General features: G+C 31.8%; 10 protein-coding genes, 9 tRNA genes and 1 pseudogene. 13 read left to right on the plus strand and 7 right to left on the minus strand.

Annotation, left to right across the window (positions count from 1 at the left end; genetic code table 4):
• Positions 1 to 33: 33 nt before the first annotated feature.
• From D2833_RS00845 to D2833_RS04195, 3 genes are read right to left on the minus strand one after another with little or no spacing between them, the layout of a single operon-like run.
• Positions 34 to 708, minus strand: coding sequence for a methionine--tRNA ligase (locus D2833_RS00845; protein ID WP_011113383.1), 675 nt, complete (start codon positions 706 to 708; stop codon positions 34 to 36).
• Positions 709 to 749: 41 nt separating this feature from the next.
• Positions 750 to 1,301, minus strand: a complete 552-nt coding sequence (locus tag D2833_RS04190; protein ID WP_318025954.1) for a zinc finger domain-containing protein — start codon at positions 1,299 to 1,301, stop codon at positions 750 to 752.
• Positions 1,235 to 1,627, minus strand: a complete 393-nt coding sequence (locus tag D2833_RS04195) for a DnaJ domain-containing protein (RefSeq protein ID WP_011113385.1) — start codon at positions 1,625 to 1,627, stop codon at positions 1,235 to 1,237. The genes D2833_RS04190 and D2833_RS04195 overlap by 67 nt, the downstream gene beginning before the upstream one ends.
• A 339-nt stretch (positions 1,628 to 1,966) precedes the next feature.
• Between D2833_RS04195 and D2833_RS00860 the strand changes: the two genes are divergently transcribed.
• Both D2833_RS00860 and D2833_RS00865 read left to right on the plus strand, forming a co-directional pair.
• Positions 1,967 to 3,157 carry a hypothetical protein gene (locus D2833_RS00860; protein ID WP_117273937.1) on the plus strand — a complete coding sequence of 397 codons (1,191 nt, stop codon included), beginning with the start codon at positions 1,967 to 1,969 and terminating at the stop codon, positions 3,155 to 3,157.
• A gap of 37 nt (positions 3,158 to 3,194) precedes the next feature.
• Positions 3,195 to 5,325: pseudogene (locus D2833_RS00865) on the plus strand (MATE family efflux transporter).
• Positions 5,326 to 5,392: 67 nt separating this feature from the next.
• Here the strand turns inward: D2833_RS00865 and metG are convergent.
• From metG to D2833_RS00885, 4 genes are read right to left on the minus strand one after another with little or no spacing between them, the layout of a single operon-like run.
• Positions 5,393 to 7,135, minus strand: coding sequence for a methionine--tRNA ligase (gene metG / locus D2833_RS00870; RefSeq protein ID WP_231992480.1), 1,743 nt, complete (start codon positions 7,133 to 7,135; stop codon positions 5,393 to 5,395).
• A gap of 49 nt (positions 7,136 to 7,184) precedes the next feature.
• Entirely contained in the window at positions 7,185 to 8,555 is a 1,371-nt protein-coding gene (der, locus tag D2833_RS00875; RefSeq protein ID WP_027333296.1) for a ribosome biogenesis GTPase Der, read from the minus strand.
• The gene (cmk, locus tag D2833_RS00880) at positions 8,548 to 9,222 is read right to left on the minus strand and encodes a (d)CMP kinase (protein WP_011113391.1); all 675 of its coding nucleotides are present in this window, start codon (positions 9,220 to 9,222) and stop codon (positions 8,548 to 8,550) included. The genes der and cmk overlap by 8 nt, the downstream gene beginning before the upstream one ends.
• Before the next feature lie 2 nt (positions 9,223 to 9,224).
• Positions 9,225 to 9,866 (minus strand): hypothetical protein, encoded by a 642-nt coding sequence (locus tag D2833_RS00885; protein ID WP_011113392.1) that lies wholly within the window; start codon positions 9,864 to 9,866, stop codon positions 9,225 to 9,227.
• A 90-nt stretch (positions 9,867 to 9,956) separates the two neighbouring features.
• Here D2833_RS00885 and D2833_RS00890 point away from each other — a divergent pair, with 90 nt between their 5' ends.
• The 11 genes from D2833_RS00890 to D2833_RS00940 all read left to right on the plus strand — a co-directional run bounded on the left by D2833_RS00890 (position 9,957) and on the right by D2833_RS00940 (position 14,017).
• A complete protein-coding gene (locus D2833_RS00890) occupies positions 9,957 to 10,508 on the plus strand; it encodes a DJ-1/PfpI family protein (protein WP_011113393.1) in 552 nt (183 codons plus the stop codon).
• Between the two features lie 47 nt (positions 10,509 to 10,555).
• Positions 10,556 to 10,629: transfer RNA gene (locus tag D2833_RS00895), tRNA-Cys, on the plus strand.
• 77 nt (positions 10,630 to 10,706) lie between these two features.
• Positions 10,707 to 10,783, plus strand: a tRNA-Pro gene (locus D2833_RS00900).
• Positions 10,784 to 10,788: 5 nt separating this feature from the next.
• A tRNA-Met gene (locus tag D2833_RS00905) sits at positions 10,789 to 10,865 on the plus strand.
• Between the two features lie 4 nt (positions 10,866 to 10,869).
• Positions 10,870 to 10,945, plus strand: a tRNA-Ile gene (locus D2833_RS00910).
• Positions 10,946 to 11,038: 93 nt separating this feature from the next.
• Positions 11,039 to 11,129 (plus strand) — tRNA-Ser (locus tag D2833_RS00915).
• A 65-nt stretch (positions 11,130 to 11,194) separates the two neighbouring features.
• Positions 11,195 to 11,271: transfer RNA gene (locus tag D2833_RS00920), tRNA-Met, on the plus strand.
• A 1-nt stretch (position 11,272) separates the two neighbouring features.
• Positions 11,273 to 11,346 (plus strand) — tRNA-Asp (locus D2833_RS00925).
• Position 11,347: 1 nt separating this feature from the next.
• Positions 11,348 to 11,423: transfer RNA gene (locus tag D2833_RS00930), tRNA-Phe, on the plus strand.
• A 118-nt stretch (positions 11,424 to 11,541) separates the two neighbouring features.
• Positions 11,542 to 11,618 (plus strand) — tRNA-Arg (locus D2833_RS00935).
• Between the two features lie 440 nt (positions 11,619 to 12,058).
• Entirely contained in the window at positions 12,059 to 14,017 is a 1,959-nt protein-coding gene (locus D2833_RS00940) for a S8 family serine peptidase (protein ID WP_011883911.1), read from the plus strand.
• Positions 14,018 to 14,032 lie beyond the last annotated feature (15 nt).

Genomic DNA, 14,032 nt, shown 5'->3' on the forward strand with positions numbered 1-14,032 from the left:
GTGCTACATTTTTATTTTTGTTTAACCAACTAATTATTTAGTTGGTTCTTTTGCTTGTTCCTTAGTGGGTTCTTTTGGTGATTGTTTAGATGATTCCTTAGCTTTTTTATCTTTAACCTCTTTTGTTTTTGTTTCTTGTTGTTCTAGAGGTTTTAGATTAACGTTTGGATCGGTCACATCAAGTTTTTGGAACAATTTTTTTGACTTATTAATCTTATGATTCAACAGTTGTTCAAAATTATTAATGTTTTTTAATTGTGTTTGTTCTGGTGTGAAATTCATCTGTTCATAAACTTCTTTTGATTTAGTCGTTAAGATTGGTTCAAGAAGAACAAAAACAGTTCTAATCGCACAAGTACCAGCAAACAAAACGTTAGCCAATTCTTGAGTTTTGTTATTTTTATAAAGTTCTCAAGGTTTTCTTACTTCAATAACGCTTGAATATTCTTTTGAAATATTAAGCACTAATTTAATCGCAGAACGAATGTCGTTTTCTTCAACTAGTTTCTCAAATTCAGCCGGTAGTTTTTGTAGATCAGCTAAATATTTATCTTCTACTTCATTACCCGCAAGATAAGGTAAGATCGTAGATTCTTGTCTTGATTCAAGCATCGGAATTAATCTGTGAACTAAATTACCCAGATTATTAATTAGATCAGAGTTAATCGTTTCTTGGATTAAGCGTTTACCATCTTCACTTAAACTCAACTCTTTAAGTAAATAATAATCAACGGTGTAGCTTCGATGATTTATCGCGTGACAGCAACCAATGGATCAACTAGAACGTTAACCAACATGTGGTTATCACCTAGTTCAAACACCCTAGAAGGTTGCATCTTCACTCTTAAGAAAAGATTTCCCACTAGATTCTTATAAATGTGTCCTTCCCCGCGAACGATTACAACATCTTGATAAAACACATTTGAATCGATTGAGACCTTTCTTTCAACCACTTCATCAACCATTCTACGTGATTTACATTTATTACATTTATTTTTGATCGTTTGACCTTCACCTTTACAAGAAGGACAGGTCTTTTTGGTTTGGAACATTCCTAGTAATGTTCTTCTTTGTTCAACAAGAAACCCTTCGCCATTACAATCACTACATGTAATTACATCACCATCAGCTGAACCTGACCCGTTACAATCAGGACAAGTAACTTGTCTGGTGTACTTAACGTTTTTAATACAACCATTGGTTGCTTCTAAGAAGCTGATCTTAATTTCATGAACTAAATTAACATCAACTCTTCAATGTATTCTTGGTTGTGAAAACCACTGCCTCCCCCACCAAAGAATTGTGAGAAGACATCACCAAACCCACCTTCAAAATCAAACCCGCTAAATACAGAGTTAAACACGTCATAAGGATTGAATCCACCTTGGTGGAATCCAGACGCGTTTAAACCTTCATGACCATAAGTGTCATAAAGTTTTCTTTTCTCTTCATCGCTTAGTACCTCGTAAGCTTCATTAACTTCTTTGAACTTCTCTTCAGCATCTGAATCTTTATTGCGATCAGGGTGATATTTCATAGCAAGTTTTCTAAAGGTTTTTTTAATATCTTGTTGGGTAGCTGATCGGGATACTCCTAATATTTCGTAATAATCTCTTTTTGAAGACATATAATATTTATTTAATTATTGATTAATCAGGTTTGGTAGTTAAAGCAATAATATTAATATTTTGGCACTCCAAGAGTCAAAGTGACAAAAAAAGCTAAACAAATTCCATTCATTGGGTTGTGAATTAAATTTTTTTTAATGACGTTTGAACCGTCATATCTTCATGAATTAATGGTCCAAAATCAATATTACTTACTAAATGTATAAAATAAATATAATTATTTTACTTATTTATTATAATTAAGGTATATTCTTATTTATATAAAATAAGATTTAATTAATAACTATTAGAGAATTTAAATAGATTATTCTGATAGTTTATTCTATTAATTTAAGCGAATGAGAAAAAAGATATTTAAATTGCTTGCACTAAGTTCAGTTTTAGCTGTGCCATTGAGTTCTTGTATGGATAAAGAGTCTAAAAGCGGAACAAAAGACGAAGGAAGTGAGTCTAATAATAAAAAAGAAGATGATTCATCATCTGATGATAAGAAGGATTCAGGAGGAGGTGAAACAGGTGACTCTGGTGATAAATCAGGTTCAGGCGATTCAAATTTAAATGAAGATCAAAAACCACCTGCTACAGATGAATCTAATGATAATGCAGCTATTGAATTAACTTTAAAATCTACAGCTGTTGTTGCTTCAGATTTAATTAATCAACAAAACGGAACTTACAGTCTTAATTGAACAAAGTTTAATACGAATATTAGCGAACAAAAACAAGCAAGCGCAACACTATCTAATTTAACGGTTAATGATAGGGAAGGCACGATATCTTTTAATTTAGCAACAAACGACAATAGAACATTTAGTTTCAACCAAACAGTAGATTTTAGTTTTGAAAATTTAAAAAGTTTGAATTTTAACTGAACTGATGTTAAACAAACGACTAATGATGCTTCGTTAGAACAGATTAAAGCAGTTACTAATAGCGAACAATTATCTGAATTTGCAATGCCAGCATTATACACTTCTTCAAATGATCACACCAATTATTTCCCTTATTTGAGTAAATGGTTTATTGTTAATTTAACCCATCAGAGGCACTCTAAGAAATTAGAAGAAAACGAAATTACTTTTCAGTATCAACTATCTAATCATCAAAAAACCGATTTCTACAATATAAAAAATGGTAATTCGGAAAGGCAAATTTGATTTAGTAACGAAAATACATCATTTTTAGTTTATCCTTCTGATTTATCTAGAGCTGCAAACAGTTTGGTTGTAAATACTAGTAGCGAATTGTTTAATAAACCAATAGATAATTTTTACGATACAACAGACGGCGCCGTTAAAACTGACGAATTGGAACGATCAGTTAAAAACGGCGGATTCGTTAAATTTACTAATAATGATTATGGAACTAAATTTGATATATCATTAGTTAATAGCACAGCTTCATACAATGCAGATACAAGAGAATTATCATTTACTGTTCAAGTAAGATCAGTAAATGATGATTATCACAATAGTCGTTCAATACAAAAGATATTTAGGGTAACATTAGGTAAAAACGCAGATGAATAATAATTTTTAGTGCGATAATAAATAATCATTAACAAATATGAATGCAGGCTATAGCCACGTTGATAAACAAGAAAAAGCTAATAAGCTATTTGGTAAAACAGCAATTGCAAAAGCAATTTGAATTGTTTGTTTACTTGGCTTATTGGCCGCTTTTTTGCGAGTCTATACAGTTTTTTTGATCAAATTTTAATTCAAAAATTAGTTCCAGAAGTTTGAAAACTAAACGATGTTTATAATGGTCAGCACTTTTCAAATATAAGTGTTTATCAAAGGGTTTTTAATGAAATCTTTATAAATGATAGTATTGTTAAAATTCCTAATATTTATTTCTTTGATAACCATTATTACCAAGCATCTGTTTCTCAGCCTGTACCGATTGGTTATTTTAATCCGGACTTTATCAAGATTTTTGGTGAACAAATTTGATCTGAAACAATAATCACTTTAGATCGCAATTTTTTATCTAACTCAATAAATAATTATCAGATTCTTGATAATATCGTTTTATTATTCAAAAACGTTTATAACGCTCAGATGAGTGGTTTAAGCGACAACACCTCGCAGCTATCTAATGTGTCGATTATTGCTAGACAAGCAGTTAATTCTCTTCAGAACGTTTTATTAATTGGTAATGCTGCTATATACTTGGTACCAATTGGTGCTGGTGTGTATTATACAAAAGCAATTAGTTATAAATACGAAAAAACTGGTCGAGATATCTGAGTAATGTCGTTTTGATCAACATTAATTTTGTGTTTAATAGCCAGTTTGGTTTGCTTTATTATTGTTGGTGCTGAATTTCAACGACACCTAATTGGTACAACCAATCTAAGTCCTAATATTATTAGTTTATTGCGAACTAATAACACTCAACAAATTGTTAGCAATATCAACAATGTTGACAATCAATCGCTTAATGGTATTAATTTTACGATTTATCCTAAAGTGATTTTAGCTTATGATAATGCAATGGCTGATATTTCAGCGCATTGAGCAGATCAGCATAGCTGAATTTATGCAAGCGGTTTCTTCATTATTGGTTTGTTTTCGTTGTTATCATTTATGATTCGTTCTGAAACGCGAAACATCTTTGTAACAGTTGCATCAATTGTTGCTAATCTAACAAACGTTTTATTGGACTTTATTTTTATTAAATATTTCAGTCTTCGTTTAATTGGTGGTGCAGCAGCTTCAGTTATTAGTTGAGTTGTCAACTTGTTGTTATATGTTGGTTTTCTAATGTATTTCAATAAGAAACAATCAACTTGATTAAGTTTTGCTGATCTATTTAAGGTTAAATTTAATATTAAGATTATCATTCAGATCATGATCTTAGGATTATCGTCATTTATTCGAATAGTTAGTTTAACCGTAATGTTCTTGGTTTATAACTTATTATTAATCAAGGTTTCAGGACAAGATTTCCAAAATTATCATGCGGGGTCTGTACCGTTAATTATTTTATTCTTTGTTGCGCTATTTGGGATATCAGACGGCGGTAGGCCGTTGATTGGTTATAACTATACCAATCGACATTACAAACGCGTTCATTCCGCGTTTTGGTGGTCGTTGTTTGTAACGTTTAGCTATGCTATTATTTCTTACATCATCGTCTTTTTTGTTGCCAAAACTGTTTTAGTTAACTTATTTAACTTTAAAGATCCAAGCACAACACCAATGGTGCAACCAATTGATAATGCTGATATGGCGCAAGTTATATCAGAATCACAATGTTAAGAATTGTGATGTTCTCAATTACGATCTGTGGAATGATGTTGTTCCAAGGAACAAATGATGTGATTCGCTCATACATCTCTTCAGCGATTGAAGGATCATTCATCTCTTATCTAGTGTTTGGTACGGTTTATGGTCTATCAACAGTTTTACTAAAAACTGATAATCTAAATATCTGGGTTTATGTTTCAGGTTATGCTATCCCACCATTTATTACTTCTATGGTGGTATTGATCTTATCAATCTTGTTCTTAAGAAGAAATCTAAATGTTAAGAAGGAAACAATCGAACGTAAGATGAACCGATTAGATTTAATGCAATACAATTTCTTTGTTAATGAAGCAAAGAAATACAATCTCTTAACACCACAACAACAACACGAGTTGGTTAAATTAGAAAAAGAAAAACAAGAATTAAATACGAACCAAAATTAAGTTGTGGGATGAAAAAAAGGTAGCACTAGATCGTGCTACATTTTTATATTTTTGTTTAACCAACTAATTATTTAGTTGGTTCTTTTGTTTGTTCCTTAGTGGGTTGTTTTGGCGATTGTTTAGATAATTCTTTATTAGCTTTTTTATCTTTAACCTCTTTTGTTTTTGTTTCTTGTTGTTCTAGAGGTTTTAGATTAACGTTTGGATCGGTAACATCAAGTTTTTGGAACAATTTTTTTGACTTATTAATCTTATGATTGAACAGTTGTTCAAAATTATTAATGTTTTTTAATTGTGTTTGTTCTGGTGTGAAATTCATCTGTTCATAAACTTCTTTTGATTTAGTCGTTAAGATTGGTTCAAGAAGAACAAAAACAGTTCTAATCGCACAAGCACCAGCAAACAAAATGTTAGCCAATTCTTGAGTTTTGTTATTTTTATAAAGTTCTCAAGGTTTTCTTACTTCAATAACGCTTGAATATTCTTTTGAAATATTAAGCACTAATTTAATCGCAGAACGAATGTCGTTTTCTTCAACTAGTTTCTCAAATTCAGCTGGTAATTTTTGTAGATCAGCTAAATACTTATCTTCTACTTCATTACCCGCAAGATAAGGTAAGATCGTAGATTCTTGTCTTGATTCAAGCATCGGAATTAATCTGTGAACTAAATTACCCAGATTATTAATTAGATCAGAGTTAATCGTTTCTTGGATTAAGCGTTTACCAACTTTACCATCTTCACTTAAACTTAACTCTTTAAGTAAATAATAACGTAATTGATCAACACCAAATAGTTCGGCTAACTCGATTGGGTCAATTATATTATTAAGTGATTTAGACATTTTATTGCCATTTTCATCCAAGATTCATCCGTGCGAGATCATTCTTGTGGGTTGTTTGATCCCTAGCATTTTTAAGAAGATAACCCAATAGATGCGGTGGAATCTAGTAATCTCTTTAGCTATCAGATGGATTCTTTCACTACTATCGTTGTTTCAAAACTCTTGATATAACTTATCATCTTCTGAACCAAAGCCCATTGATGTTAAATAAGAAAATAAAGCATCCAACCAAACATAGATCCTGTGACTCTTATTAAGAGGGGTTTCAATCCCCCAACTAATACTAGTTCGACTAATAGATAGATCTTTAAGTCCGACATTAACAAAGTTATTTAACATCTCTTTATTACGAGATGTCGGAAACACACTTGGGACATTATCAGTTAATGATTCTTTAATAAAATCACTAAACTCAGATAACTTAATAAAATAAGAAGGTTCGTTGATCGAACTAATCTTATGACCAACATGACAATATAGTTGGTCATCAGGATCCATTGATAGATCAAGATTAGTTTTTTCTACTAGATCAGCTTTTTTTAGCACACTTGAGGTTGTGTAATTTTCTTCACAATCAACACAATACAACCCTTGCCATTCATCTAGATAGATATATTTCTTAAGATAAAACAAACCAAAGATCTTTTTTACTACCTCTTGGTGTTTTGGTTCAGTTGTTCTAACAAATCTGGTTAGTTCAATATTTAAAAGATCAAACAGTTCCTTAAATTTACTTGAGTATTGATCAACCATCTTTTGCGGAGTTAAATTTAAGGATTTAGCTTTGGTTTCAATTTTTTTACCAAACTCATCAGTCCCTGATAAGAAGAAAACATCATAACCCCTTTGCTTCTTAAAACGGGCTAGGAAATCTCCAAGAATCGTCGTGTAAGCATGCCCAATGTGAGGGTTACCTGAAGCATAATAAATTGGAGTTGAAATATAACATTTTTTGTTCTTTAACATCGTTTGCTCATCCTTATTAATTTTATTCAAATAAAATTAGATTTTTTAGTTATTCAAGATCATAACCAGTTTGTTTAAACTTAACATCTTTAGATAGTTTTCTGTTTCTTGCATTCTTAGATTTGAAATATAAGGTAATTGGGACATAACTAAGCCCAAATGCTTCGCGAATCTTATTTTCCAAATACCTTGCATACGAGAAGTGTAAATAATCAGGGTTGTTACAAAATAAGACAAAGGTGGGAATCTGCCCTTGGGCTTGGGTGGTGTAGGTGATGGACAACCGGTTCCCATTAAAGATGGGTGGTTGGTTGATCATATGTGCTTTTTGAACAACATCATTCAATAATGATGTTGAGATCTTAATCTTAAGTTGGGCTTGAATTAGTTTAATCGTTTGAAAGATCGTGTCAATCCTTAAATTAGCTTTAGCACTAATAAAGATGATTGGCGATGATGGTAAGTATTTGAATTTAGATCGAATCTGTTTTTTAAACAGTTCCATCGTCTTATCATCTTTTTTAACTAGATCTCATTTATTAACCACAATGATCGTGGGAAGATTGGCTTCATAACACAATCCACCAATCACCTCATCTTGTTCGGATAGGTCCACCGAACCATCTAACATTAGCAAGATCATCTTTGATCTTGAGATTGCTTGTTGAGTTCTTTGGACTGAAAACTTCTCAATTCTAGTTGCGATCTTACCTTTTCTTCTGATCCCAGCAGTATCAATCACTTTATATAGTTCTTTGTTGTAACTAAAAGTGGCATCGATCGCATCACGGGTTGTTCCGGGGATATCTGAAACCAACACCCGTTCTTTTTTAAGTAGTTGGTTTAACAAACTTGATTTACCAACGTTTGGTTTACCAATGATACAAAATGTGGCTACTAACTCTTGTTCCTTTTTATTACCAAACTGGTCTTTAAGTCCAATTATCTCGTCTAAGAGATCCCCAATTCCGATCGCATGTTCAGCTGAGATGATCATTGGTTTACCAAAACCTAAACTGAAATAACTACTTAAATTTAATTGATCCTTGTTTTGATTCTCAATCTTATTAAGAACAAAAATGATCTTTTTGTTCTTATGTTTTTTTAAGAGTTTAGCCGCATAATGATCATCAGCATTGATTCCTTCTTTATAAGAACAGACAAATAAAATGATATCAGCCTCATCAATTGCGAATTGAACTTGTTGTTCAATTGCGCGTTGAAAAACATCACTCTCTGTGGTTAATCCACCTGTGTCAATGATCTGAAATCGTTTGGTTAATCATTCAACATCCCCAAAAATTCGGTCACGGGTGATCCCGGGTGTATCATCAACGATTGCGATTCTATTTTTAATCAAACGGTTAAAAAGTGTTGATTTGCCCACGTTTGGTTTCCCAACAATAGCAACCTTAAGCATAATTAACTCCTAACCGTTGTTTGTATAAACTAATGATTTTATCAACAACTTGTTCGATCGATAATTGATCAGAATCAATTACGATTGCATCTTTAACGATCATAAGTGGTGCTAATTTACGATTAGTATCATTATCATCACGTTGTTGGATCTCATTAGTAAATTGTTCTAAAGTAGCTTTGTTTAGTTCTAGATTTAATTGTTTGATTCTTCTGATTGCTCGTTGTTGAGCAGAAGCTGTTAAAAACACCTTTAAGATCGCATTAGGTAAAACTACACTAGTAATATCTCGACCATCCATTACTACTGGTTTTTTATTTGCATAATCTTGTTGCAAACTTAGAGCATACGCTCTAATCTTAGGATCTTGAGCGATCTCACTAGCACCTTTTGAGATTGTGGGATCATTAAGTAATTGTGAGATATTTTCTTTGTTGATTACAACCTGATCACCATTAAAAGCACATTCATACTTGTTAAAGTTGCTAATCAATTGATCAATTGATCAATTATTTTCTTTAATTAAATAATAAAAAGCTCGAAAGATCTTGCCAGTTGATAAATAATCAAAACCAAGACGTTGAGCTACTAGTTTTGCTACGGTTGATTTACCACTCCCAGCTGGTCCATCAATTGCGATCTGTTGGCTATTAATTTGTTTGGTCATGATTATGCAACTTTAAATATCCCTATGATGATAAATAAAAAAAATATACTGATACCGATCAAACCGATTAAAAAACCCAATAAGATCTTAAAGTGTTTGGCTTTTTTTCGGTTAGTGCCGATCTTAATTTTTTCAACAGGTTTGAAAAAATCAGGATCATTAATCTTTTCTTTGGCTAACTCGATGATCTTTTTAAGTTTGTCAAGATCAGTGTGAGAGTTAGTTACAAAGTTACTAGATAAAGCTTTAATATTTTCGAAGTTTTCTTCAATCTTGTTAATATCAGCTAACCCTGGGTCGTTAAGGATCCAACTTTTTTTTTGATTATTAGTAGTTAGATCGCTTGAGTAGTTGTTTAAAAACCGTGCTTGGTCAATAATGTTGATTAGGTCATTCGAATCAAATGAACTAAGAAGATCTTTTAGTTCATTAATATGTTTTAAATTCGTATCAGAATAATTTACTTTTAGATCTAATAGTCTTGGTTTATTAGTTTGATAATCAATCAGAATATTTGAGCTAATTTTATCTAGTTCTTGCTTGTATTTAACGATCGATTCATCTTCTTTATTAAAAATCTTATTTAATTGAGCTTGCTTCTTTTTAGTTTCGCGAATGATCTTATTTTGGGATAATCTGCTCATAATAAAAAAGTGTGTATTTTGCTACACGATACCTTATTTTAAAATAAAATAATTAGAGAATATTAAATATCAAAAAGAAAGGCTAAAACGTTGAAATTACTTGTATTAACTATTAAAGAATTCCAAGATATTGAATTAGTAAGCTTTGCTTCAATCTTAACTGCAAGTGGTAAGTTTAGTAAAATAGATTATTATTCACCAGAAGAAAAAGATAGTGTTGTGGGACAATTTAATGTAGCACACATTAAAACGATCAAATCATTTAATGTTAATGATTATGATGCGATCTACGTTCCAGGTGGGATGGGAGCAATCCACTTAAGAACTAACCAAAAAGGTCTTGCGGCTGTTCATGAATTTGTTAAAGCTAATAAGTGAGTGATTGCGATCTGTGACTCACCAAACGCGTTAAGTGAAAACAAGATTTTAAACCCAGAAGATAAGTACATTTCTTGAAGCGATGGGACAATGAATCATCCTAACCGAATCAAGGATTTCAACGTTCAATTAAATCGTTCTAATAAATTAATTACGGGAAGATGTTCACTAACTACTTTAGAATTAGCATTCTATACATTAGAAGTATTGTTCTCTAAAGAATTTAGTGAAGAGTTAAGAGCAAAACTAACAGGTGTTGCTTAATTAAGTGAATTAATAAGAATTTTTTTGGTATAATTTATAAGGTACTTGGTGCCTTAGTCAAGTGGTAAGGCTTGGAGCTGCAACCTCCACATCGTCAGTTCGATTCTGACAGGCACCTCCACGTGTGTCCGGGGTGGGAATTAAATCTTTTGGTTCGACTCCAAAAACATACACCAACCTAATAAATTATATCGATCGCGGGAAGTAGCTTAGCTTGGTAGAGCACTTGGTTTGGGACCAAGGGGTCGCAGGTTCAAATCCTGTCTTCCCGACCAGTTATGGCTGGATACCTCAGTTGGTTAGAGGGCTCGGTTCATACCCGAGTTGTCGTGAGTTCGAGTCTCACTCCAGCCACCATGTTGGATCTATAGCTCAATGGTTAGAGCCCCCGACTCATAATCGGTTGGTTACAGGTTCAAGTCCTGTTAGATCCACCAATAATAATTTAGAATTTTTTAGTATAGTACTTAATGTTTAAAATTTAATAAATAGCAAGTATTATTGCTAAATAAGTACTATCTAATATTTGAGGATGCTTACCCAAGTGGCTGAAGGGTTCGGTCTTGAAAACCGAGAGTGGCTTAACGGTCAGCGGGGGTTCGAATCCCTCAGCATCCGCCATTAATAATTTAATAAGACTAATGATTTTACACATTGTTATTATATGATAATAATGTGTAACACATCGCGGGATAGAGCAGTTCGGTAGCTCGTCAGGCTCATAATCTGAAGGTCGTTGGTTCAAATCCAGCTCCCGCAACCATGGTTCCTTGGTGTAGTGATAACATACCTCCCTGTCACGGAGGGGTTGCGGGTTTGATTCCCGTAGGAACCGCCACGGTCTTGTAGCTCAGTCGGTAGAGCAATGGTCTGAAGAACCATGTGTCGGCAGTTCGATTCTGCCCGAGACCACCATTATTATTTTCAATTCCCATTAGGTTGTTAATAGATTTTTAACAACCCTTACTTCTATAAAGTTTAAAAATTACGCAACTAATGCGTAATTTTTCTATACTTATAAATCATTCGCGTTGTCGGCATAGCTCAACTGGATAGAGAATCAGTTTGCGGAACTGAAGGTTACAGGTTCAAGTCCTGTTGTCGACGCCATTAGTTTTTTTGTAGTACATAACCCTTACGATACTCCGTAAGGGTTATCTTTAATCTTGTTTAATTCTTATGAATTTAAAACAAAAACTGAATCGCTAAAAGTTTAGCTCTAAGAATAGATTATTTAGCTTGTTATAATGCGTATTCTACTAATTGACAACGCTTATTTGAAAAAACTTGTTATTTATGCAAAATTGTTGTTAATAACTTTTTTAAAAAAATATAGCAATAATGATCAACTTGATCCTAATATATGTTAGATTAAAACTAAACAAACTTATTTAAAAATTAAAAGTATAGAAGATAAATAATTTGTTTGGGTTATGAGTCTTTTAGTTTATTCATAATTCTGAATAATTCTGAGAGTTTAGATAGCCGTTGAATTCATTGAATGAAGCGATCAGAGATGATAATTATTCAATTTTTCAAGGAGTAAAAAAGTGAGAATCAAAAATTTAATCAGTTTTATTTCATTAGGAATAATAACTACTGCTGTTCCGTTTTCTGCTATTTTAAATAACAATAAAAGTAAAGTGGATCATTCTAAGGATCTACCTAGCAATCAAAATTCTGTTTTAGTAAATAATAATGTAGAAATTGCTAAACAAGCTAAGGATGTTTCAGAAGAGTCTTTTGTTGAATCTAATAATTCGCTTTACGACTTTGAAAATAATGATTATTACGATGGTTTTATTACTTTTAATGGTAATGTGTCTATCTATGATAAAAACAGTATTCTAGAGCTTATTAAAAAACAACCTCAGGTTTTAGATGCTAAAAAAAGCTTAGCATTAGATAATTATTATTTAGTGAATTTCTTTTTTAGAAAAGGTTCTAACGACAAGGAGCGATTCGATAGCTTCTTAAAAAAATATGACCTTATAGGTGATTTTTATATTATAGACGAAAATAAAAATGATAAAAATGATCTAGAAAATAACGCTATATTTAACAGAAATCATACTATCAACAACTCATCAGAAAAATACGAAAATAAATATAATAGAAATTTTTCTTCTAACGGATATACCGACGATGAAAGAAACAAAGCGATTGCTTTTACTAGAAATCAAATAACATATGGTAGAGAAAAAAGAATAGGTGTGGCTGTATTAGAAGTTGGAGAGTCGTATGATATGAGAAAAGCATTAATTGATGCTAATGACTCTTATTACTTTAATCCAAAAGTTACTAACGTATGAAATCGTTTTGATCCTTATGTTTTTGCAATATTTCCAATTTGACCATTACACGGACAACACGCCACTGAAGTTGGTTCTGTAATTTCAGGTACTAATGGTGTTAATCCTTATCACGATTTATATGGTGTAAAGGTAAACACTGAAGATTTTCATGCAATTAATGGTCTAGGAGCTGCTCGTTCAGGATTGGAAAATGAAATAGCATATATTAAAGGTCTAAACAATGTAAAAGTTGTAAATAATTCATGAGCTAAAAAAGTTTCATGAAATAATAACCCAAATTTGTTTAAATACAATTACTATTCAAGATATCTAGACCTATTAACCGCAAATGAAAATGAAATGATATATGTATTTGCAGCTGGTAATGAAGGAAACAATAAAAACGAAAAATTCAGACATTTATATGCATATCAACTTTCATATAACAGCATAATTGTAGGTTCTAATACAAATTATGGTTACAGAAGCAGTTTTACAACGCTTGGCTCAGATACTCATTCACCATTTATTTTAGCTAACGGTAGTGAATATCCTTTCTATAAAGGTACAGGGTACGGAACTAGCTTTGCTTCTCCTTTCGTTTCAGGAGTTTTGGCCAACACTTTACACCAATATAGAGAAAAATACAAATTAGGAATTAACTCTATAATTGCTAAAGCAGTTCTTGGTGTATCTTCTTCAGATGTTTCAGGTTATCCAAACACAAATCAAGCAGGATTACATCGTGATTATGGTGTTGGTTTATTAGACTATAAGAAAATAAACTCTGCATTTAACAATCTTAATTATATTAGATGAAATCACTCGAGCCAGGTTATTCTTAATAATCGATGAACTCATAAAAACGGTGGAGATGGTTCTTTAATAGTAAAAAGTGTTCCTCTCAAAAAAGGTGATAAATTACGAATCGGATTATCTTGATTATTTAAACCATCTAATTCAATTTCTTATAATAATAACAATAAAGAAAACGCTGATTTAACAACCACTATAGACTTTACCGATCAGGATTTTAATTTGTATCTGAAAAAAGATGGAAAAGTTATCTACTTTTCAAAAACAAAAAATAATTTTGAATTTATAAAATATGGGGTTGTTGAAGATGGTAATTATGAAATTGTTGTATCTAAATACACTCAAATTTTACCGAATTATTCTGACACACAATTAGCTTTATCTTGAACGGTGGAATAAAAATAATCACAATAA

Origin of the sequence: Mycoplasmoides gallisepticum, assembly GCF_900476085.1 — a bacterium.
Classification (GTDB): Bacteria; Bacillota_I; Bacilli_A; order Mycoplasmatales; family Mycoplasmoidaceae; genus Mycoplasmoides; species Mycoplasmoides gallisepticum.